This window comes from Rhodoferax sp. GW822-FHT02D07, from assembly GCF_058802405.1.
This window is the reverse complement of record NZ_JBXAOD010000001.1, coordinates 614,327-635,789: the sequence shown is the minus strand read 5'-3', so window position 1 is coordinate 635,789 and position 21,463 is coordinate 614,327. Positions and strand designations below refer to the sequence as shown.

The following is a 21,463-nucleotide window of genomic DNA, read 5'->3' as shown; positions in this document are numbered from 1 at the left end:
CTTTTTAAGCGTGGTTTGTAGGCGTGACCTGGGCCGATGTCTTGCCGAAACGGCGCTCGCGCGCACGGTATTCGGCCAGCGCCAAGTCCAGCGCCGCTTCATCAAAGTCAGGCCAGAAGGCCGGACTGAAATACAGCTCGGTATAGGCCGACTGCCAGAGCAAGAAGTTACTGATGCGGAATTCACCACCAGTACGTATCAGCAGATCAGGGTCGGGCACATGGGCCAGCGCCATGGCCTGCGACAAGGCATCTTCGGTGATGGCCTCGCCGCGTGCGGCCAGTTGCGCCGCAGCCTGGGCAATATCCCAGCGGCCACCGTAATTGAAGCAGACATTCAGCGTGAGCAACTGGTTGCCCACGGTGTCCTGCTCGGCGCGCTCCAGCCCTTCGCGCACACGCTCGGACAAGCCGGAACGATCACCCACAAAGCGCAAGCAGACGCCGTCGCTCTTGAGCTGCGAAACCTCACGCGCCAGCGCACCGGCCAGCAGATCCATGAGGCCGGAGACCTCCTCCTGCGGGCGGTTCCAGTTTTCGGAAGAAAAGGCAAACACCGTAAGCACCGCGATGTGGCGCTGCGCACATGCGCGCACGATGCGCTTGAGGGCGTCTACGCCCTGCTTGTGGCCAGCGATACGCGGCAGAAAGCGCTTGGAGGCCCAGCGCCCATTGCCATCCATGACAATGGCCACATGGTGTGGCCCGGCCTCAGGGAGTGCCATAGCAGACCCGGCCGTCAGACGGCCATGATGTCCTGTTCTTTACCTGCCACCAGCTTGTCGACTTCAGCAATGTGCTTGTCGGTGAGCTTTTGCACATCGGCCTCGCAACGCTTCTGGTCATCCTCGGAAGCCAGCTTGTCCTTGACCAGCTTTTTCACGGCTTCGTTGGCATCGCGGCGCAGATTGCGCACCGCCACCTTGGCGCCCTCACCTTCGGAACGCACCACCTTGGTCAGCTCGCGGCGGCGCTCTTCGGTCATGGCCGGCATGGGCACGCGGATCAATTCACCGATGCTGGAAGGGTTCAGACCCAGGTCGCTGTCGCGGATGGCTTTCTCAATCTTGGGAGCCATGTTCTTCTCCCAAGGCTGCACGCTGATGGTGCGCGCGTCGATCAGCGACAGGTTGGCCACCTGGCTGAGCGGCACCATAGAGCCGTAGTAGTCCACCTGCACGGTGTCGAGCAACGCCGGGTTAGCGCGGCCGGTGCGAATCTTGGTCAGATTGTTCTTGAGCGCCGCGATGGACTGATCCATCTTGTTTTCAAGGCTCTTTTTGATGTCTGCAATCGACATGGTGTCTTCCTTTGCTTAACAGCCTGCGGGCTCAAACATGCACCAGGGTGCCTTCATCCTCGCCCAGAACCACACGCTTCAATGCGCCGTGCTTGAAAATGGAGAATACCTTGATAGGCAGCTTCTGGTCACGGCACAGGGCGAACGCGGCAGCATCCATGATGCCCAGATTCTGGGACATGGCGGCATCGAACGTGAGTGTCGAATAGCGCGTGGCAGATGGGTCTTTCTTCGGATCGGCGGTATACACGCCATCCACCTTGGTCGCCTTGAGCACGATCTCGGCACCGATCTCGGCACCACGCAAGGCGGCGGCGGTGTCCGTCGTGAAGAAGGGGTTGCCAGTGCCTGCGGCAAAGATCACGACCTTGCCCTCTTCGAGGTACTGCAAGGCCTTGGGACGCACATAGGGTTCCACCACCTGCTCGATGCCGATGGCCGACATCACGCGTGCCGTCAGGCCTGCCTTGTTCATGGTGTCGCCCAGCGCCAAGGCGTTCATCACCGTGGCCAGCATGCCCATGTAGTCGGCCGTGGCACGATCCATGCCCACGGAGCCACCAGCCACGCCGCGGAAAATGTTGCCGCCACCAATCACCACCGCCACTTCCACGCCCAGACGGGTCACCTCGGCCACCTCGTCGACCATACGGACGATCGTGTCGCGGTTGATACCGAACTGGTCGTCCCCCATGAGCGCCTCACCCGACAACTTCAGCAAAATGCGTTTGTAGGCGGGGCGGTCTTGGCTCATGGGCGACTCCTTGAAAGTGGTGATGAAAACAGGTCGAGACGAAAATCAGGCCGCTTGCTTGGCAGCAGCAACCTGGGCGGCCACTTCAGCAGCGAAGTCGTCCACCTTCTTCTCAATGCCTTCGCCCACCACGTAGAGCGTGAAGCCCTTGACGGTAGTGCCGGCGGCCTTGAGCATTTGTTCCACGGTCTGCTTGTCGTTCTTCACGAAGGGCTGGTTGAACAGCGAAACTTCCTTCAGGAACTTCTGCACGCCACCTTCGATGCGCTTGGCAACGATTTCTGCGGATTGCACGGGCTTGCCGGCAGCGGTTGCCACAGCAGCGTCTTCGGCCGCCTTGGCAGCTGCAACGGAACGCTCACGCTCCACCAGCTCGGCGGGCACTTGGTCAGCCGACAGGGAGACGGGCTTCATGGCGGCCACGTGCATGGCGACGTCCTTGGCAGCGACTTCTTCGCCATCGAACTCGACCACCACGCCAATGCGGGTGCCGTGCAGGTACGAGGCCAGCTTGGTGGCGCCATCGAAGCGCTTGAAGCGGCGGAAAGACATGTTTTCGCCGATCTTGCCGATCAACCCCTTGCGCACGTCTTCCAGCGTGGGGCCGAAGCCATCTTGCGTATAAGCCAAGGCGCCCAGGGCGGCCACGTCAGCGGGGTTGTACTCAGCGATCAGGGCGGCGGCGGCATTGGCCAGGCCCAGGAAGCTGTCGTTCTTGGTGACGAAGTCGGTTTCGCAGTTCACTTCCAGCAGGGCGCCAGCGGCACCGTGGGTAGCGACGGCGACCACACCTTCAGCGGTCACGCGGGCAGCGGCCTTGCCGGCTTTGCTGCCGAGCTTGACACGCAGGATCTCTTCGGCTTTGACCATATCGCCTTCGGCTTCGGTCAAGGCCTTTTTGCATTCCATCATGGGGGCGTCGGTCTTGCCGCGCAGTTCTGCCACCAAGCTTGCTGTAATTGCTGCCATTTAGATTCTCCGTAATTCAGTAGTTTAAGTAAGAGCTAAAAAAAGGGGGCAACAAAGCCCCCTTTTGAAGGGTGCGGGCTCGCCTTAGGCGGAGGCTTCGCTCACTTCGACGAATTCGTCTTCGCTTTCAGCAGAGACTGCCTTGACCACGTCGTCCACGGCGTTGGCGCGGCCTTCCAGAATCGCGTCGGCGATGCCACGGGCGTACAGCGTCACAGCCTTGGAGGAGTCATCATTACCGGGGATCACGTAGTCGATGCCTTCGGGAGAGTGGTTGGAGTCGACCACGCCGATCAGGGGAATGCCCAGCTTGCGGGCTTCGGCCACGGCGATCTTGTGGTAACCCACGTCGATCACGAAGATCGCGTCAGGCAGGGTGTTCATGTCCTGAATGCCGCCGATGTCTTTTTCCAGCTTTTCCAGTTCACGGGCGAACATCAGCTGCTCCTTCTTGCTCATGCTGTCCAGACCGGCTTCTTGCTGAACCTTCATGTCCTTGAGGCGCTTGATGGAGGTCTTGACCGTTTTAAAGTTGGTCAGCATGCCGCCCAGCCAACGCTGGTCAACAAAGGGAACGCCAGCACGCTGGGCTTCAGCGGCGACGATTTCGCGGGCTTGGCGCTTGGTACCCACCATCAGGATGGTGCCGCGCTTGGCGGACAGTTGGCGCACGAACTTGGCGGCCTCCTGGAACATCGGCAGGGATTTTTCCAGGTTGATGATGTGAATCTTGTTGCGATGGCCGAAGATGAAGGGGGCCATCTTGGGGTTCCAGAAGCGGGTTTGGTGTCCAAAGTGAACGCCGGCTTCCAGCATTTCGCGCATAGTAACTGCCATGATTAACTCCAAAGGTTAGGTCTTAAATCCGGCCCGCTCATCGCGCCTGCTCAACTTCAAAGGTCTGGCAGGCACAACACCTTGGCTGGGCCGGTTTGTGATTGCTTATGCCGTGTGCGAATGCACGCTTGGCAAAGCCCATCGAGTATACCACGCGGGGGCTGCACGAAAAAGACCGCCGGATTGCCGTTTTTCTGGAGCAAATCCGGCGGCGGCTCAAAATCGGGGCGCGCTTGTGAAAAAATACCCTGCAATGCAAGCCCCGGGTTTGCGAAAAAGTATCTGAAAGCAACAATGAAAATTGCAGTAGTGGGCGCCGGTGTCATCGGCATTGCCACAGCCTATGAACTGGCCCAGGACGGCCACCATGTCACAGTTTTTGACAAATCCGCGGCTGCCTGTGAAGAAGCCAGTTTTGCCAACAGCGGCCTGATCGCGCCCAGCCTGCTCATGCCCTTTGCTGCGCCCAGTAGCCGGGGCAACGGTTTCATGCGCTTTCTGGACACTGGACGGCGCCTCTCGCGCCGCCCCTGGCGGTCCTGGCAGCAGATGCAGTCCCTGTGGCGCTGGACCCAGGCCCACCGACCCGAGGTAGCGACCCAGCTGCAAACCACCGGCCGTCAGCTCGCGCGCTACAGCACCGAGCAACTGCTGGGCATTGTCGAACGCCACCAGATGGAGATCGAGCGCAGTGATGGCCACATGGTGTTGCTTCGCTCCGAGCAGGCCCTGCAGCGACTGCAGCCCGCACTGGAAACACTCAAAGCCGAGGGCATTGCCTGCAAAGTGCTGACGCCAGACGAAGCGCGCGCCCAGGAACCAGCCTTGCACAGCGATGCACTGCTGCACGCCGCACTCTGGCTCACGGGCGATCTGGTCATGAACTGCCGCCAGTTCGCGCTGGAGCTCAAAAATGAGACCCAAAAAATGGGCGTGCAGTACCAACTAGGCGTGGAGGTACAGGACATCACACTCCAGCCCCAGCCCTTGCTGACCCTAGCCACGCCGCGCGGCACCGAAACCGCCCGTACCGAGCACGTCGTGCTCTGCACCCATCAGGTCCCCAAGGCTTTGCTGGCCCGCTTCTCCCTGCACATCCCCACCCAGGAACTGCATGGCTATGCGCTCAGCGTGGCGGTGCGCGAGCCACTCAATGCACCCCGCAGTGCCATCCACGATTTGCACGACGACCTGCTCATCAACCGCCTGGGCAATCGGATCCGTGTAAGCGCGGGCGCCGAACTGGGCTCCAAGCCTGCCGCCAAAGACAGCAAGACTGTCAACGCCATGTACCGCGCGCTGGAGCAGTACTTCCCCGGCGCAGCCAACTACCCCGCAGGCACCCAGGTCTGGCACGGCAGCCGCCACCTCACGCGCGATGGCCTGCCTGCCGTGGGTCCCAGCGGACTGCAGCATCTTTCGCTCAACCTGAGCCACGGCGCCTGCGGCTGGACCTGGGCGTGTGGCTCGGCGCGCCTGCTGGCCGACCAGATTGGTGGGCTCAACACCACGATAGACGCTGCACCGTTGCTGCCAAGCCGCTTTGCCCGCTAAAAAACTATTGTCTGGCGGCGCGCGGTGCTGACACAATGGAACGAGAGAGATGCTTTCACCATGAGTCCTGAACTTTCGCAAAAACTCACCGCCGCCGTGGATGGCATGCCCGCTTTTCCCAAAAGCGTGCAACGCATTCTGGAGCTGACGCGCGACGTCAACAGCAAGCCCAAGGACCTGGTGGAGGTGATCGACAAGGACCCGGTTGTCACCGTCAAGGTGCTCAAGGTCGTCAATTCCTCCTACTACAGCCTGCCCAAGCAGGTGACATCGATCGGCCATGCCGTCGTCTACTTGGGCTTTAACACCATCAAGAACTTGGCGCTGAGCATTGCCGCCATCGGTATGCTGCCCAAAGACAATGCGGCCGGATTCGACGTGCAGCAGTACCTGCTGCACTCCCTGGCCACAGCCGGCATCGCCAAACAGCTGGCCCTCAAGGTCGACGATGCCGACCCCATGGACTGCTTCATTGCCGGCCTGCTGCACGATTTCGGCAAGGTGGTATTCGCCCAGTTCATGCCCGAGGAGTTCCGCGCCGCGCTGGAAATGAGCGCTGCCGACCAGAGTTCGCTGCACACCGCACTGCAAACCACCATCGGTGCCGACCACGCCGTGGTGGGCGCCATGCTGGTCGAGAAATGGCGTTTCGCGCCCCACCTGATTGCAACCATTCGCCACCAGCGCGTGGACGACCTCAAGGACACGGACATGATTGCCTGCGTGTTCGCCGCCAATCAGATCAGCAAGAAGCTGCACTACGGCTTTGGTGGCAACCACAAAATTGAGGAGCTGCCACCCTTTCTGCAGAAACGGCTGGGAGGTGACCTGGATGCGGTCATCGCGTCCATGGGCAATCTGGACGCGCTGTTCCAGGAAGCCCAGGTGTTTGCCAAGTTGTGAAGGAAACCGCATGAAGGTGAAGTTCTGGGGAGTTCGTGGGTCCATTGCCTCGCCGGGCCCCAAGACCGTGCGCTACGGTGGCAACACCACCTGTATCGAGATTCGCACCGACAACAACGAACTCATCATCCTGGACGCCGGCACCGGCATCTTTCCGCTCTCGCAAACCCTGCTGGCCGAGATGCCGGTCACGGCCAATGTGCTGATCACCCACTCGCACTGGGACCATATCCAGGGCCTGCCCTTCTTCATTCCCAACTTCATTCCCGGCAACACGCTGCGCCTGCACGGCTGCTTCGACCCGGTCTCTGGCAAGGGTATTGAACAGGTCATGGCGGTGCAACTGCAATACAGCTACTTCCCGGTGCGCGAAGCCGAGATGAAGGCGCGCATCGAGTACGTCACGCTGATGCCCGACCAGCCCATCCAGATCGGCTCGGCCACCGTCACACCCTGCCTGCTCAACCACCCCGTCATCGACTTCGGCTACCGCATCGAGTGCAATGGCAAGTCCGTCTTCTTCACGGGCGACCATGAGCCGCCCTACAACATCTACGAACCCGGTGACGAGGCCTACGCCGAGTACCAGGTATTTGTGGACGAGAAGGAGCGCTCAATCCAGGATGCGATCCGCGGCGTGGATGTCTACATCGCCGACAGCTCCTACACCGATGCCGAGTACCCGTCCAAGAAGGGCTGGGGCCACGGCACCTTCAGCAGCAGCATCGCCAGCGCCCATGCGGCCGGCGCCAAGCTGCTGTTCTGCACCCACCACGAGCCCACGCGCAGCGACGACGCACTGGAGGCCGCCTTTGCCGAAGCCCTCAGCAGCAATGCCGCGCTGACGCAGGGCATGGATATCCGTCTGGCCCGAGAGGGCGATGTCTACGAATTTTGAATGGGTGCTGGGCCCCGAGGGCCCGCGCCACGCCCGCAGCTACCCACTGATAAGGGTAGCCCCGCTGCGCACACTGGAAACCGAAACTGCCCGCGCCCTGGCGCCACAGCAGCTCATGCAGCGCGCAGGCTTGGCACTGGCGCAACTCACCCTAGCCTACTACCCACATGCAACAACCGTGTGGATCGCCTGCGGCCGGGGCAACAACGGAGGAGACGGCCTGGAGGCCGCCATCCACCTGCAGCGCTGGGGAAAAACCGTGTACGTCTCGCTGCCGGAGGGCAACACACCGCTGCCAGTCGACGCAGGGCAAGCCCTGCAACGCGCCCAGGCGGCAGGCGTCCCCATCCACCCTGCCCCACCAGCCCAGTGGGATTGCTGCATCGACGCCCTGCTCGGCATCGGCCTGCGCGAGGCGCCCCGCGGAGCCACACTGGCGGCCATCCAAGCCATGGGGGCCGGCAAGGGGAACATCATCGCCGCAGACTTGCCCAGCGGCCTGCAAGCCGATACCGGCGCCACCCCGGGTGCATGCGTTCAGGCCCGGGCCACCCTGTCCCTGCTCGCGCTCAAGCCAGGCCTGTTCACTGCACAGGGGCGCGATGCCTGCGGCGACATCTGGTTGCACACACTCGGAAGCGCGGCCCCGCAGCTCCCCAGCGCCTGGCTGAGTGCTGCGCCTGCCGCCCTGCCGCGCCCGCATGGCAGCCACAAGGGCAGCTTTGGCGATGTGGCCGTGGTGGGCGGTGATCAGGGCATGGTGGGCGCGGCGGTGCTGGCGGGCTCGGCTGCCTTGCACGGGGGCGCGGGGCGGGTGTACCTCGCGCTGCTGGATGGGGCACAACACCAGGCCCTTTTTGCCATCCATCCGGTGCTGATGCAGCGGGCGGTAGAACAACTCCCATTGAACACATTGGCAGTGGTGGCCGGCTGCGGTGGTGGCATGGTCATCGGCCGGTACCTGCCCATGCTGATCGAGCAGGCCCAACAGCTGGTGCTGGATGCGGACGCACTGAATGCGCTGGCCACCCAACCAGACTGGCAGACCCTGCTGGCCCAGCGCACCAGCGGCAGCACAGTGATCACGCCACACCCCTTGGAAGCAGCTCGCTTGCTCGGCTGCAGCACCGCCAAAGTTCAGGCAGACCGTCTTGCCCAAGCCCAAGCCCTGGCAGAACGACTCCGCTGCACCGTGGTACTCAAAGGCTCTGGCAGCATCATTGCCAGCCCGGGCATACCACCCCACATCAACCCCACCGGCAACGCGCGTCTGGCCAGTGCAGGCACCGGCGACGTTTTGGCCGGACTGACGGGAAGTTTGATGGCGCAGGGCCTGAGCGCCCCCATGGCCGCGCAGCAAGCCTGCTACCGGCATGGCGCAGTGGCCGACAGCTGGCCGGCAAGCAGCACACTATCTGCCGATCGCTTGGCTGAAGCCTTATAAGAGAAATACGGATCTAGCCCCTGTAAAAACTGCGCGAGCAGCTACCAATTCGATAGCAAACGCGCAGTCTCGAAACCTCAGCGGCGCTTCTTGGAGGCTTTCTTGGATGCTCCCGTAGTCTTCTCACCCGCGCGGGCATTGCGCGACGACTTGGCGCCCGAGCGCTGACGCGCCTTGCCCTTGAACGCCGCGCCGCCGTCGGACTCACTCCGGTCGCCAAACTCGGGGCGCGCCTTGGCATCGCGTGCGCCTCCCTTGTCCGCACTGGCCCGCGGCTGCAGGCTCTGGCCTTCCTGCACCAGACGGAAATCGATTTTGCGGCCATCGAGGTCTACCCGGCTCACCTGGATGCGCACGCGCGTGCCAATGGCATAGCGAATGCCCGTACGCTCACCGCGCAGCTCCTGGCGCGCCTCGTCGAAGCGGAAGTACTCTCCGCCCAACTCGGTGATGTGCACCAACCCTTCCACATACATCGCGTCCAGCGTGACAAACAGGCCGAACGTGGTGGCAGAACTGACCACACCGGAGTACTCCTCGCCCAAATGCTCGCGCATGTATTTGCACTTGAGCCAGGCTTCCACATCGCGGCTGGCCTCGTCAGCGCGGCGCTCGTTGGCGCTGCAATGCAAACCTGCTGCCTGCCAAGCCATGCCCTCAGCATTGGGCTTCTTGGGCTTGGTCGCAGGTTGGGCCACCCGGCTTGCCAGATTCTTTTCCAGACGACGCGCCAGCTTGGCATGCGCCTCGCCGGGCGTGGGCAGCGCCGGGAGCTGGTACTTGACCTTAGCCAGAATCGCCTTGATGACGCGGTGCACCAGCAGATCCGGGTAGCGACGGATCGGGCTCGTGAAGTGGGTATAGGCATCAAAAGCCAGACCAAAGTGGCCGCTATTGATCGGCGTGTAAATGGCCTGCGACATGGAGCGCAGCAGCATGGAATGGATCTGCTGCGCGTCGGGCCGGTCCTTGGTGGCCGTGGCAATGGCCTGGAACTCGCCGGGCTTGGGGTTCTCGCCAATCGTCATGCCCACACCGGTTGCCTTGAGGTAGTTGCGCAGGATTTCCTGCTTCTCGGGCGTGGGGCCTTCATGCACACGAAACAATCCGGGGTGCTTGTTCTGGGCGATGAAGTCGGCGCTGCAGACGTTGGCCGCCAGCATGGCCTCTTCAATCAGGCGGTGCGCCGTGTTGCGCGTGCGCGGCACGATTTTTTCGATGCGGCCGTTCTCGTCGCAGACGATTTGCGTCTCGGTGGTCTCAAAGTCCACCGCGCCGCGCTTCTGGCGCGACTTGAGCAGGGCCTGGTACACGCCATGCAGATTGAGCAGGTGCGGTACCAACTCGCGCCGCTTACTGGCCTCGGGGCCGCGCGTGTTGCCCAGGATAGCGGCCACCTCGGTGTAGGTAAAGCGCGCATGGCTCCACATTACCGCAGGGTAAAACTGGTACGCGTCTACCTCGCCATCGGCCGTGACAAACATGTCGCAGACCATGCAAAGACGGTCGACCTCGGGGTTCAGCGAGCACAGGCCGTTGGAGAGCTTCTCGGGCAGCATGGGAATCACGCGGCGCGGGAAATACACACTGGTGGCACGGTCGTAGGCGTCCACATCGATGGCCGAGCCGGTTTCCACGTAGTGGCTCACATCGGCAATCGCCACCAGCAGGCGCCAGCCTTTCAAGGCCGTTTTGCCGCGGCCCTTGGTGGCCGGCTCGCAATACACGGCATCGTCGAAATCGCGCGCATCCTCACCGTCAATGGTGACCAGCGGCACATCCGTCAGATCGATGCGCTGGGCCTTGTCCTGTGGGCGCACTTTGTCAGGCAGCGTGCGCGCCAAGGCCACGCAGGCATCCGAGAACTCATGCGGCACGCTGTATTTGCGCACCGCGATCTCGATTTCCATGCCGGGGTCGTCCACCTCGCCCAGCACTTCCTTGATGCGCCCCACGGGCTGGCCGAACAGGGCCGGCGGCTCGATCAACTCGACCACCACCACCTGACCAGGCTTGGCCACACTGGTGGCCCCCTTGGGAATCAGCACATCCTGTCCGTAGCGCTTGTCTTCGGGGGCCACCAGCCAGACGCCGCTTTCCTGCAGCAGGCGACCAATGATGGGCTGGGTAGATCGCTCCATGATCTCCACCACACGGCCCTCGGGCCGGCCCTTGCGATCGCTGCGAACGATGCGTACCTTGACGCGGTCCTTGTGCAGCACCGCACGCATTTCATTGGGGGGCAAATAGATGTCCGGTGCGCCGTCGTCACGGGACACAAAACCGTGCCCGTCGCGGTGACCCTGAACAATCCCTTCTACTTCGTCCAGCAGGCCGCTGGTTTGGCTAACGTTTTTAATGAAATCTCTCGCTTTCATGAGAAGCCCGGGCCGGTTCAGAATTTTGCTCGTGGATATAAGTATGCGTCAGAAACAAGACTGCACATAGCGCGCGCGGCTGGCGTCTTACGTGTCACACAATTTTCAAAAAATCTGGGGCAAAACCAAAACGGCATTTTTTCAGTGCTATACTTCGATTCGTTGCCCAGGTGGCGAAATTGGTAGACGCACTAGCTTCAGGTGCTAGCGGTTGCAAGACCGTGGAAGTTCGAGTCTTCTCCTGGGCACCACCTAATAGATCAGGCCTGTGATGAAAATCACAGGCCTTTTTCTTTTGTACTTTCCCATGCAAAGGGCTTCACTCAGAAGCCCTTTGCTTTATCCATCTTTTAGATCGGCTGAGCCACCAGGTCGTGGCCTTCGGTTGCGACGATGCGGGCCTTGGTGAATTCACCCACCTTCAGGGTCTTGCTGATTTTTTCTGGCGGCAGCAAGCGCACCACGCCATCAATCTCCGGCGCATCCGCATAGCTGCGGCCTACTCCACCCTTTTTACCCAGGCCCGGCGCCGAATCGACCAGCACTTGCATGGTGGCACCGATGCGACGGCGCAGACGTGCAGCCGACACCCGTTCGGCCACTTCCATGAAACGCGCACGCCGTTCTTCACGCACCTCTGCTGGCAACATGCCGGGCAACTCATTCGCTGTCGCTCCATCCACCGGGCTGTAGGCAAAGCAACCGGCACGGTCAATCTGCGCCTCTTCCAGAAAGTCCAGCAAATGCTGAAACTCTTCTTCGGTCTCACCGGGGAAGCCGGCGATGAAGGTGCTGCGAATCACCAGCTCGGGGCAGACCTCGCGCCATTGCTGAATGCGTTCGAGATTTTTCTCGCCACTGGCCGGTCGCTTCATGCGGCGCAACACATCGGGATGGCTGTGCTGCAGCGGGACATCCAGGTACGGCAGCACGAGGCCGCTGGCCATCAGCGGCAGCACCGCATCCACGCTTGGATACGGGTAGACATAGTGCAAGCGCACCCAGGCGCCGTAGGGCTGGGCCAGCTCACCCAAGGTCTGCACCAGCTCCAGCATGCGAGTCTTGACCGGCTTACCTTCCCAGAAGCCGGTGCGGTATTTCACATCCACACCATAGGCCGAAGTGTCCTGGCTGATCACCAGCAACTCCTTCACACCGCCTTCAAACAAGGCCTTGGCCTCTTTGAGCACGTCGCCGATCGGGCGTGACACCAGATCACCACGCATGCTGGGAATGATGCAGAAGGTGCAGCGGTGGTTACAGCCTTCACTGATCTTCAGGTAGGCGTAGTGACGCGGCGTGAGCTTGATGCCTGCGGCCCCAAACGATTGCGGAACCAGATCCAGGAAAGGATCGTGCGGCTTGGGCAGATTGGTGTGCACCGCATCCATCACCTCCTGGGTGGCATGCGGTCCTGTGACAGCCAGCACCTTGGGATGCATCTGGAGCACCATGTTTTCGCCACCTTCGGTGGTCTTGGCGCCCAGGCAACCCGTGACGATGACGCGGCCGTTCTCGGCCAGCGCCTCGCCAATCGTGTCCAGACTCTCCTTGACGGCGTCGTCAATAAAGCCGCAGGTGTTGACGATGACCAGGTCAGCGCCCTGGAAGGTTTTGGAGGTTTGGTAACCCTCGGCGCTCAGTTGCGTGAGGATCAGCTCAGAATCGGTAAGCGCTTTGGGGCAGCCAAGGCTTACAAAGCCCACTTTGGGGGCGGGAGTGGTACTGACAGGGGATAAAACTTCGCTCATCCCCGTATTGTCCCAGCAATCGGCCCTGACGCCCAGACAGGCGTGGTACAGCCCCTTGGGTCAGCGCTTGATGCCGAAAGAGCCCAAGAACTGCTCGGCCTGCTTCTGCATTTGCTCCTGCATCTGCTGGAACATGTTGTTGCCCATCACGCCCTGCACCATGGGTGCTTGCATGTCCATCAGCGCCTGCATGTTTTTCTCCAGGTACCCACCCATCAGCCCCTGCATGGCATGACCGTAGAAACGAATGATGTTGGAGAGTACCGATGTGGTGAACATGGGGGAGCCACTGGCCTCTTCTTCTAGGATGATTTGCAGCAGGATGCTGCGCGTGATGTCTTCACCCGACTTGGCATCCACCACGGTGAAGACCTCGCTGTCCATCACCAAGCGCTTGATCTCGGCCAGCGTGATGTAGGTGGAGGTATCAGTGTCGTAGAGGCGGCGGTTGGGGTATTTCTTGATAACCCGTTGCGACGTCTTGGAATCTTTGGGACTGGATTTTTGCATTGAGATCGCCGCTGCTAGGAAAGAAGGTCAAAGAAGTGTTGCACTGCAACACATTCTAGGGGTGGACTTCAGTGTGACTGACCTAGGATAACCCTAGCGCAGGGCATGGCCATCAACGCAATTGGATGGGAATGCTCTTGAGCCGTTTGTGGAGATTCGGGTACTGGAAGGCAATACGCTTGAGCTCCAAGGTTACCTGCTCGGCCGTGAGCTTCTGGTTGCCAAACAGCGCAGCGTAAAGCCGAGAGAAATTGCGCTCGAATACCCAACGGTGGTGCAAATTGGCAAACACCGTTTCCCGGGACAGCGTGTGCGAGCTGCCAAAGGTCCGCCAAGTGCCATCTCCCACGCCAACCGCCCGATCCGATTGGGTCAATCCCGTGTACGACACATCGCGCATCGCGCTGTAGACATCACCCTGGGCTAGCATCTCTTCGTAGCTGGCAAGTATTTCGAATTCGCTCAGCCTGAGCGTGTTGTGGAGTTTGGCACCCCAGACTTGCAGAAACCGCTCCGCCAGATCACGCGTTACCCGGCCAGGTCCGAAAAGCGTGTTGACGCCCTTGCCACCGTCATTACTGGCATTGCCTACCAGCGTTGCATGCCGGCCCGGCATGGTGGTGATGAAAAACTCCGTATTGGGCGCCAGCGCAGGCAAAACGGGCGAGAAACCGCGGGACCGTTCATCAGCGGCGTAGATCGCCACGTAGCGTTTGACATTGCTGCCCAAACGGATGCGGTGGGCGTCAAAGTTGCCCGAACCCGGCACAGGATCACAAGCAAAGATGTTGACCGGTATGTGTGACCAGCCTTCGGTTTCCGCCAACGCATTGGCGAACATGTGGCAAGTCACTCCACCACGGCTCCAGCCCACCACATTGACGCAATCCACCAGCTTGTTCTTGCGCATGATCTGGATCTTGCGCTGCTGCAGGGCTTGCGGCGAAATGCGCGCATGCAGGTCGTATTGCACTGTTTTGGTAGTGCCCAAAAGCGCACGCCCCAGCTTGCCCGTGCGCTCCACCGTGTCCACGCCAACACCCGCTTCTCGCAGAATGCGCTTCTCCGTGCGAGTGTGGGTGGCGCGCTCTTCGTAGTTCGTGCCGATCAGTACCGCAACTGCGTGCTTGACGTTTTCTTCCCAGCCCTTGCCCTGCAAGGCACCGCGGATGCCTGAGTAGTTGCCCGCAGGGACCCATTTTTCGGCCTCCTGAATATTGCCGCTACCGGGGCCGTCCACAATGATCCAGTCGACAAACTCATGGCCCGCATGGTTCTTCGCAAGTGTGGAGATCAACTCCCCCTGGTGGTAGTTCGTGTTCGCAAAGTCGTAGCTGTTCGACCCGGTCCCACAGAAGAAGATGGTGAATGCGGCCATGCGCGCGATTCTAGAAGTATGGGCGGCGCAGCGGGGATATAAAGAACGGGCAAGAAAAAAGCACCTGACGTTGCCGTGAGGTGCTTGCAGTCTTCGATACTGAGAAAATTGGTAGGCGCAATTGGACTCGAACCAACGACCCCCACCATGTCAAGGTGGTGCTCTAACCAGCTGAGCTATGCGCCTACAGTATTCGAGAGGCCGAAGTATAGCAGCAATCTGAGGCCCCCCGATCTTCGCAAACACAAAACGTGCAATTGCTGCGCCATAATTGACGTTTACGTAAACGTAAACACACTCATCAACACAAGGAGTTATCCATGGACATCGCAGGCAAAGTCTTCATCGTGACCGGTGGCGCATCGGGTTTGGGCGAAGGCACGGCACGCATGCTGGCGGCCAAGGGCGGCAAGGTGGTCATCGCCGACATGCAGGCCGAAAAGGGTGAGGCCATTGCCAAGGACATTGGCGGCGCCTTTGTGAAATGCGACGTCAGCAATGAAGCCGACGGCCAAGCCGTGGTGGCCAAGGCCGTGTCCATGGGCAAGCTCATGGGCCTGGTGAACTGCGCCGGCATTGCCCCTGCAGAAAAGACGGTAGGCAAGAACGGCGCGCACGCCCTCGCCTCCTTCAGCAAGACCATCACGGTGAACCTGATCGGCAGCTTCAACATGATCCGACTGGCTGCCGAAGCCATGAGCAAGAACGAACCGGAAGCGACGGGCGAACGCGGCGCCATGATTTCCACGGCCTCCGTTGCCGCCTACGACGGCCAGATCGGCCAGGCAGCGTACAGCGCCTCCAAGGGTGGTGTGGTGGGCATGACCCTGCCGATTGCCCGCGACCTGGCGCGCAACGGCATCCGCAACATGACCATCGCCCCCGGCATCTTCGGTACCCCCATGCTGTTCTCCATGCCGCAGGAAGTACAAGACGCGCTGGCCGCCGGTGTGCCCTTCCCTTCCCGCCTGGGCACGCCGCAGGACTACGCCAAGCTGGCGGTGCACATTTTCGAGAATGACATGCTCAACGGCGAAGTGATTCGTCTGGATGGCGCCATTCGCTTGGCACCGAAGTAAGCATCATCGCCAAGGCGGTGCACACAGCCTCGCCTTGGCCCGCTATTGAAACCATAGCTGCTTGCGCACATTTGGCGGGGGCTAGAGGCGGCTTTTACCTCTATGCCAACCGCAAAGCCAGTTCAAATGCCGAATCCGTCATCCGCCGCAATCACCGCGCCATTGATGAAATGGCTCTGGTCGGAACACAGGGTGACGAGGATCGCATCCAGATCCCTGGGCTGGCCGATGCGCTTGCGCGGCAGCATCTGCACCAGCTTCTGCCCCGCGTCCGTCTGCCAGTGATGGTGATTGATCTCGGTGTCGATATAGCCCGGGCACAAGGCATTCACATTAATGCCGAACTTGCCCCACTCCAGTGCCTGGGCCTTGGTCATCTGGATGACCGCTGCCTTGCTCATGCAGTAGACGCCGATTTGCGGCAACACCCGCAATCCCGCCATGGATGCCACGTTGACGATGCGCCCGCCCGTGTAGGTGCCGGGCGCTGCGCCCTTGGCGCGGGCCAGCATGCGCTTGCCAACCTCCTGCGCCACAAAGAACGCGCCCTTCACATTGGTGTTGAACATGAAGTCGTAATCTTCCGACGACACATCCTGCAAGCGCTGGGTGGTGCTGACACCGGAGTTGTTGACGAGGATGTCGATGGACCCGACTTCTGTTTCCGCCCGCGCCACGGCAGCCTTGATGGAATCCTGGTCGGTAACGTCCAGCTCCACCACGTGGGCGTCTCCGCCCGCGCCTTCAATCTGCGCGCGCAGATCCTTGAGTCTGTCCACCCGGCGGCTGGCCAGCACCACAGCAGCGCCCGCTGCCGCCAGCGTTTTGGCAAACTGCGCGCCCAATCCGCTGGAAGCGCCCGTGATGAACGCCACACGCCCTGAAAGATCAATGCTGTATGCCATTTAGAGTGCCTCCTCGAAATAAAAAGAACGATCGTTCTTTTTTGTAAATTCCGCGAATAAAATCGGGCACCGAGGCGGTACGCCCCTGCAAGCACCGAAGGCTTCGCACACCACCCATTATCAAGCGAGACAACCCATGACAAACCAGGAAATTCTGGCCCAGTTCGGCCCCCGTGAATCCATGGAGTACGACGTCGTCATCGTCGGCGGCGGCCCCGGTGGTCTGGCCACGGCGATACGCCTCAAACAGCTCGCCGCCGAGAAGGGCACCGATGTGTCCGTGGTGGTGCTGGAGAAGGGTTCCGAGCCCGGCGCGCACATTCTCTCGGGCGCCATCATGGATCCCAAGGCCCTGAGCGAATTGTTCCCCGACTGGAAGGAACGCGGCGCACCGCTGAACCAGCCCGTCACCGATGACGCCTACATCTTCTTGGGCGAGAAAGCATCCTTCCGCGCCCCCAATCTGTTCCTGCCCCCGTTTGCGCAAAACCACGGCAACTACATCGTGAGCCTGGGTGCCGTGACCAAATGGCTCGCCGAGCAGGCTGAAGCCTTGGGCGTGGAAATCTTCCCCGGCTTTACTGGCGCCGAAGTGCTCTACAACGACGACGGCTCGGTCAAAGGCGTGGCCACCGGCAATATGGGCGTAGGCAAGGACGGCGAGCCGACCGACAACTTCCAACTCGGCATGGAATTGCTGGGCAAGTACACCGTCTTTGCCGAAGGCGCGCGCGGCCACCTGGGCAAGCAGCTCATCGCCAAGTTCAAGCTCGACGAGGGCCGTGATCCGCAAAGCTTCGGTATCGGCATCAAGGAACTCTGGGAAATCGATCCCAGCCGCCACAAGCCCGGCTTTGTGATGCACACGGCCGGCTGGCCCATGGAGTCCGACACCTACGGCGGCGCCTTTCTCTACCACCTGGAGGGCAACAAGGTCGCGCTGGGCTTTGTCACCGGCCTGGGCTATTCCAACCCCTACCTGAGCCCGTTCGAAGAATTCCAGCGCTGGAAGACCCATCCCAACATCCGCTACTACTTCGAAAACGAGAAGGGCGAGATCACCGCCAAGCGCCTCTCCTACGGCGCACGGGCCATCAATGCCAGCGGCATCAACGCCCTGCCCAAGACCGTGTTCCCGGGTGGCTGCCTGGTGGGTTGCAACGCGGGCTATCTGAACGTGGGCCGCATCAAAGGCAGCCATGCCGCCATCAAGACCGGCATGCTGGCCGCAGAGGCAGCCTATGAAGCTGTAGTCGGCGGCCGCCAGCACGACGAGCTGGGCGCCTACCCCGAAGCCTTCGAGAAGAGCTGGCTGCACACCGAGCTGAACAAGGACCGCAACTTCAAGAACTGGTTCAAGTACGGCCTGACCGTGGCCACCGTCATGAACGGCTTCGAACAGCTGATCCTGCGCGGCCACATTCCCTGGACCCTGCGCCGGGACAAAGCCGATCACCAGTACCTCAAGCCAGCTGTCGAATGCAAGCCCATCGTCTACCCCAAGCCCGATGGCAAGCTGACCTTCGACCGCCTCTCCAGCGTGTTCATCAGCAACACCAACCACGAGGAACAACAACCTGCCCATTTGACACTCAAGGACGCCTCGGTGCCCGTGAGCATCAACCTCGCCAAGTACGCTGGCCCCGAAGCCCGCTACTGCCCGGCCGGCGTCTACGAGTTCGTGAAGAATGAGGACAACACCGACCGCCTGCAGATCAACGCGCAGAACTGCGTGCACTGCAAGACCTGTGACATCAAGGATCCGACCCAGAACATCGTCTGGGTCACACCGGAAGGTGGCGGCGGCCCCAACTACGCGGGGATGTAAAAAGAAAGCGGGGCCATCGGCCCCGTTTTCTTTTGAGCCCCACCGTTCCCTCACGCTGGCGCAGCCACGCTCCATTGCTGCGTGACGTTACCCGCCGCATTCACGCTCTCCAGCGCCACGCCAAAGCCCCACAGCCGCGCCGCGTGCTTGAGCACCTCCAGGGTGCCATCGCTCAGCGGCCGGTTCTGGAACTGGGTGTGACGCAGAGTCAGCGTGCGGTCGCCGCGCAGGTTCACGTTCCAGACCTGGATATTGGGCTCACGCGTGCCGCGGTCGTACTGCTGCGACAGGGTCTGGCGCAGTGCCTGGTAACCCGTGTCGTCGTGGATGGCGGCGACCTGCAGCTCGCTGGCTTTTTCGTCATCGTGGATGGCAAACAGGCGCAGGTCGCGCATGAGCTTGGGGCTGAGGTACTGGCCGATGAAGCTCTCGTCCTTGAAGTTGCGCATGGCATGGTCCAGCGTGGGCAACCAGGGGCGGCCCGCAATGTCGGGGAACCAGTGGCGGTCTTCGTCGGTGGGTGCCACACAGATGCGCTGAATGTCGGTGTACATCGCAAAGCCCAGCGCATAGGGGTTGATACCGCTGTAGGCACGGTGGCCCACGGGTGGCTGGTAGATCACATTGGTGTGCGAGCTCAGCCACTCCATCATGATGCCGTCTGACAGGAAACCGTCGTCGTACATGGTGTTGAGCAGCTTGTGGTGCCAGAAGGTGGCCCAGCCCTCGTTCATCACCTGGGTCTGGCGCTGCGGATAGAAATACTGCGCGATCTTGCGCACCAGCCGTATCACCTCGCGCTGCCAGGGCTCCAGCAGCGGCGCGTTTTTCTCAATGAAATAAAGCAGGTTCTCCTGCGGCTCGGCCGGGAAGCGCTGATTCTCCGGTGCATCGCCGGGCTTGTCGGCGGCCTTGGGCAGCGTGCGCCAGAGGTCGTTGACCTGCTGCTGCGCGTAGGCCTCGCGCGCGCGCCGCTCGCTGAGCTCCTGGGCCAGGCTTTTCTTGCTGGGCCGACGATAGTGGTCCACGCCAAAGCCGGCCAGCGCGTGGCAGGAATCCAGGAACAGCTCCACCGTCTCCAACCCGTGACGCTCCTCGCATTCGCTAATGAAGCGGCGCGCAAACACCAGGTAGTCGATGATGCTGGAGGCATCGGTCCACATGCGGAACAGGTAGTTGCCCTTGAAGAAGCTGTTGTGCCCATAAGCCGCATGCGCAATCACCAGGGCCTGCATCGCCGTGGTGTTCTCTTCCATCAGATAACTGATGCAAGGGTCGGAATTGATGACGATCTCGTAGGCCAGCCCCATGTGGCCGCGCCGGTAACGCTTGTCCGTCGCAATGAATTCCTTGCCATAGCTCCAGTGCCGGTAGTGGATGGGCATGCCCACGCTGGCATAGGCATCCATCATCTGCTCGGCGGTGATGATTTCGAGCTGGTTGGCATAGGTATCCAGGCCAAAGCGCGCCGCCGTATCGCGGATCACGTCGTGGTAGCGCTCCAGCAGCTCGAAGGTCCAGTCGCTGGGGTCGGGCAAGGGCCGCTCCGGGCGCGCGGGTGCGGGCCCGGGCTGCTGCAGCACGGTGCGTGCGCGCCGCTCACCACCGGGTGGAATGCGCGCAGGGTTGTCCAGATGACGGTGCTCCACGGTGCGCGGCGCCAGGATGGGCAAGGAATCGCTCATGCCGTGGCTCCTTCCTTCTTGAACAGGTCGCGGAACACGGGATAAATATCCGACGGCGTGATCACCTTGCGCATGGCGAAGTTGGCATGGCGCTCGGCCACCTCAGCATATTCTTCCCACAAGTTTTGCTCAATCTCGGCCACCTGCACATAGGCAAAGTAGCGGCACTTGGAGAGCAAGCCGTCTTCCAGCAGCTCGCGGCAGCGTCCGCTGTCATTGGTGAAGTTGTCGCCGTCGCTGGCCTGGGCGCCATAGATGTTCCACTCGCCGGGCGGGTAGCGTTGCTCCTGGATCTTCTGCATCAGCTCCAGCGCGCTGCTGACCACAGTGCCACCGCTCTCGGTGGCGTGGAAGAAGGTGTCTTCATCCACTTCCTGCGCCTGGGTGTGGTGGCGGATGAAGACGATGTCAATGCGTTCGTAATGCCGCGTGAGAAACAGGTAAAGCAGGATGAAGAACTGCTTGGACAAGCCCTTGCGTTCCTCGTCCATGGAACCCGACACATCCATGAGGCAAAACATCACCGCTTTGGCCGTGGGCACGGGCGTCTTCACGCGGCCCCGGAAACGCAAATCCAGCGGGTCCAGATAGGGAATGCTGCGCAAGCGCAACTCCAGCGCCAAAATCTCCGCACGCATCGTGCGTATCTCCACCACATGGCCATCGGGTGCGCGCTCCAGCGCCTGCAGCTGGGCGCGCTTGTCGGCCAGCTCGCGCCGCACGCCTGCCCCCAGGGCTAGGCGCCGGCCCAGTGCGCCACGCATGGAGCGCACGATGTGAAGGTTGTTGGGTGTACCGTCACGCGTGTAGCCGGCGCGGTGGGTCTTCCACTCGGGCGTTTCACCAAGCTGGGTGCGCAACAGATGGGGCAGCGCCAGGCCTTCGAAGAAGACCTGCATGAACTCTTCCTTGCTCAGCGTGAAGACAAAGTCGTCTTCGCCCTCCCCGCTGTCACTCGCCTGGCCCTTGCCACGGCCCTGGCCGCCGCCCTGCGGGCGCTGGATGCGGTCGCCGCGCAGGTAGTCGGTGTTGCCCGGGTGCACCGTGTCGTGCACGCCTCCCTGGCCATGGTGAAAGAAGGGCTCGTTGATGTCCTTCTTGGGAATACTGACGTTCTCGGCCTGCTCCATGTCGCGGATGCCGCGCCCGGTGACTGCCTTGCGCACCGCCTCGCGGATCTGGTCCTGGTGGCGACGCAAAAAGCGCTCCCGGTTGCCAATGGACTTGTTCTTGCCCGCCAGCCGGCGGTCAACGATGTGCAGGGCCATACAACCTTTCTGATCAGGCGTTC

Annotated in this window: 18 protein-coding genes and 2 tRNA genes; 7 read left to right on the top strand and 13 right to left on the bottom strand. The window is 61.4% G+C overall.

What is annotated here, in order from left to right; genetic code table 11:
- Positions 1-4: 4 nt before the first annotated feature.
- From uppS to rpsB, 5 genes are all read right to left on the bottom strand, one after another.
- Positions 5-724 (bottom strand): polyprenyl diphosphate synthase, encoded by a 720-nt coding sequence (gene uppS, locus AC1RNN_RS03040; protein WP_493086089.1) that lies wholly within the window; start codon positions 722-724, stop codon positions 5-7.
- A gap of 14 nt (positions 725-738) precedes the next feature.
- Complete coding sequence (gene frr, locus AC1RNN_RS03035; protein WP_493086091.1) at positions 739-1,299, bottom strand: ribosome recycling factor; 561 nt, start codon at positions 1,297-1,299, stop codon at positions 739-741.
- Between the two features lie 31 nt (positions 1,300-1,330).
- Positions 1,331-2,053, bottom strand: a complete 723-nt coding sequence (gene pyrH / locus AC1RNN_RS03030; protein ID WP_493086092.1) for a UMP kinase — start codon at positions 2,051-2,053, stop codon at positions 1,331-1,333.
- A gap of 45 nt (positions 2,054-2,098) precedes the next feature.
- Entirely contained in the window at positions 2,099-3,022 is a 924-nt protein-coding gene (tsf, locus tag AC1RNN_RS03025; protein ID WP_493086093.1) for a translation elongation factor Ts, read from the bottom strand.
- 84 nt (positions 3,023-3,106) lie between these two features.
- Positions 3,107-3,859: a 30S ribosomal protein S2 gene (rpsB, locus tag AC1RNN_RS03020; protein ID WP_493086094.1), complete on the bottom strand. Its 753-nt coding sequence runs from the start codon at positions 3,857-3,859 to the stop codon at positions 3,107-3,109.
- Positions 3,860-4,153: 294 nt separating this feature from the next.
- Here rpsB and AC1RNN_RS03015 point away from each other — a divergent pair, with 294 nt between their 5' ends.
- The 4 genes from AC1RNN_RS03015 to AC1RNN_RS03000 are packed head-to-tail and all read left to right on the top strand — an operon-like array spanning position 4,154 to position 8,658.
- Positions 4,154-5,413 carry an FAD-dependent oxidoreductase gene (locus AC1RNN_RS03015; protein WP_493086096.1) on the top strand — a complete coding sequence of 420 codons (1,260 nt, stop codon included), beginning with the start codon at positions 4,154-4,156 and terminating at the stop codon, positions 5,411-5,413.
- 60 nt (positions 5,414-5,473) lie between these two features.
- Entirely contained in the window at positions 5,474-6,316 is an 843-nt protein-coding gene (locus AC1RNN_RS03010; protein ID WP_493086097.1) for an HDOD domain-containing protein, read from the top strand.
- Between the two features lie 10 nt (positions 6,317-6,326).
- Positions 6,327-7,214 carry an MBL fold metallo-hydrolase gene (locus AC1RNN_RS03005; RefSeq protein ID WP_493086098.1) on the top strand — a complete coding sequence of 296 codons (888 nt, stop codon included), beginning with the start codon at positions 6,327-6,329 and terminating at the stop codon, positions 7,212-7,214.
- Positions 7,198-8,658 (top strand): NAD(P)H-hydrate dehydratase, encoded by a 1,461-nt coding sequence (locus tag AC1RNN_RS03000; RefSeq protein WP_493086099.1) that lies wholly within the window; start codon positions 7,198-7,200, stop codon positions 8,656-8,658. The genes AC1RNN_RS03005 and AC1RNN_RS03000 overlap by 17 nt, the downstream gene beginning before the upstream one ends.
- Positions 8,659-8,735: 77 nt before the next feature.
- Here AC1RNN_RS03000 and rnr read toward each other — a convergent pair whose 3' ends face one another.
- Positions 8,736-11,036: a ribonuclease R gene (gene rnr / locus AC1RNN_RS02995; RefSeq protein ID WP_493086101.1), complete on the bottom strand. Its 2,301-nt coding sequence runs from the start codon at positions 11,034-11,036 to the stop codon at positions 8,736-8,738.
- A gap of 164 nt (positions 11,037-11,200) precedes the next feature.
- Here rnr and AC1RNN_RS02990 point away from each other — a divergent pair.
- Positions 11,201-11,287 (top strand) — tRNA-Leu (locus AC1RNN_RS02990).
- Between the two features lie 99 nt (positions 11,288-11,386).
- Here the strand turns inward: AC1RNN_RS02990 and rimO are convergent.
- The 4 genes from rimO to AC1RNN_RS02970 form a co-directional block, all read right to left on the bottom strand.
- Entirely contained in the window at positions 11,387-12,787 is a 1,401-nt protein-coding gene (gene rimO, locus AC1RNN_RS02985) for a 30S ribosomal protein S12 methylthiotransferase RimO (protein WP_493086103.1), read from the bottom strand.
- Between the two features lie 60 nt (positions 12,788-12,847).
- On the bottom strand, positions 12,848-13,297 hold the full coding sequence (gene phaR / locus AC1RNN_RS02980) for a polyhydroxyalkanoate synthesis repressor PhaR (RefSeq protein WP_493086105.1): 450 nt from the start codon (positions 13,295-13,297) through the stop codon (positions 12,848-12,850).
- Between the two features lie 112 nt (positions 13,298-13,409).
- Positions 13,410-14,675, bottom strand: coding sequence for a hypothetical protein (locus tag AC1RNN_RS02975; protein ID WP_493086107.1), 1,266 nt, complete (start codon positions 14,673-14,675; stop codon positions 13,410-13,412).
- 109 nt (positions 14,676-14,784) lie between these two features.
- Positions 14,785-14,861 (bottom strand) — tRNA-Val (locus tag AC1RNN_RS02970).
- Between the two features lie 134 nt (positions 14,862-14,995).
- On the opposite strand from AC1RNN_RS02970, the gene AC1RNN_RS02965 reads away from it, so the two are divergent.
- Positions 14,996-15,754 carry a 3-hydroxyacyl-CoA dehydrogenase gene (locus AC1RNN_RS02965; RefSeq protein WP_493086109.1) on the top strand — a complete coding sequence of 253 codons (759 nt, stop codon included), beginning with the start codon at positions 14,996-14,998 and terminating at the stop codon, positions 15,752-15,754.
- 122 nt (positions 15,755-15,876) lie between these two features.
- Here AC1RNN_RS02965 and AC1RNN_RS02960 read toward each other — a convergent pair whose 3' ends face one another.
- Positions 15,877-16,659 (bottom strand): SDR family oxidoreductase, encoded by a 783-nt coding sequence (locus AC1RNN_RS02960; RefSeq protein ID WP_493086111.1) that lies wholly within the window; start codon positions 16,657-16,659, stop codon positions 15,877-15,879.
- Between the two features lie 136 nt (positions 16,660-16,795).
- On the opposite strand from AC1RNN_RS02960, the gene AC1RNN_RS02955 reads away from it, so the two are divergent.
- Positions 16,796-18,487, top strand: coding sequence for an electron transfer flavoprotein-ubiquinone oxidoreductase (locus AC1RNN_RS02955; protein ID WP_493086113.1), 1,692 nt, complete (start codon positions 16,796-16,798; stop codon positions 18,485-18,487).
- Between the two features lie 50 nt (positions 18,488-18,537).
- Here AC1RNN_RS02955 and AC1RNN_RS02950 read toward each other — a convergent pair whose 3' ends face one another.
- Positions 18,538-20,172 (bottom strand): SpoVR family protein, encoded by a 1,635-nt coding sequence (locus AC1RNN_RS02950; protein WP_493086115.1) that lies wholly within the window; start codon positions 20,170-20,172, stop codon positions 18,538-18,540.
- Positions 20,169-21,440, bottom strand: coding sequence for a YeaH/YhbH family protein (locus AC1RNN_RS02945; protein WP_493086116.1), 1,272 nt, complete (start codon positions 21,438-21,440; stop codon positions 20,169-20,171). Before AC1RNN_RS02945 ends, AC1RNN_RS02950 begins: the two co-directional genes overlap by 4 nt.
- Between the last annotated feature and the right edge of the window lie 23 nt (positions 21,441-21,463).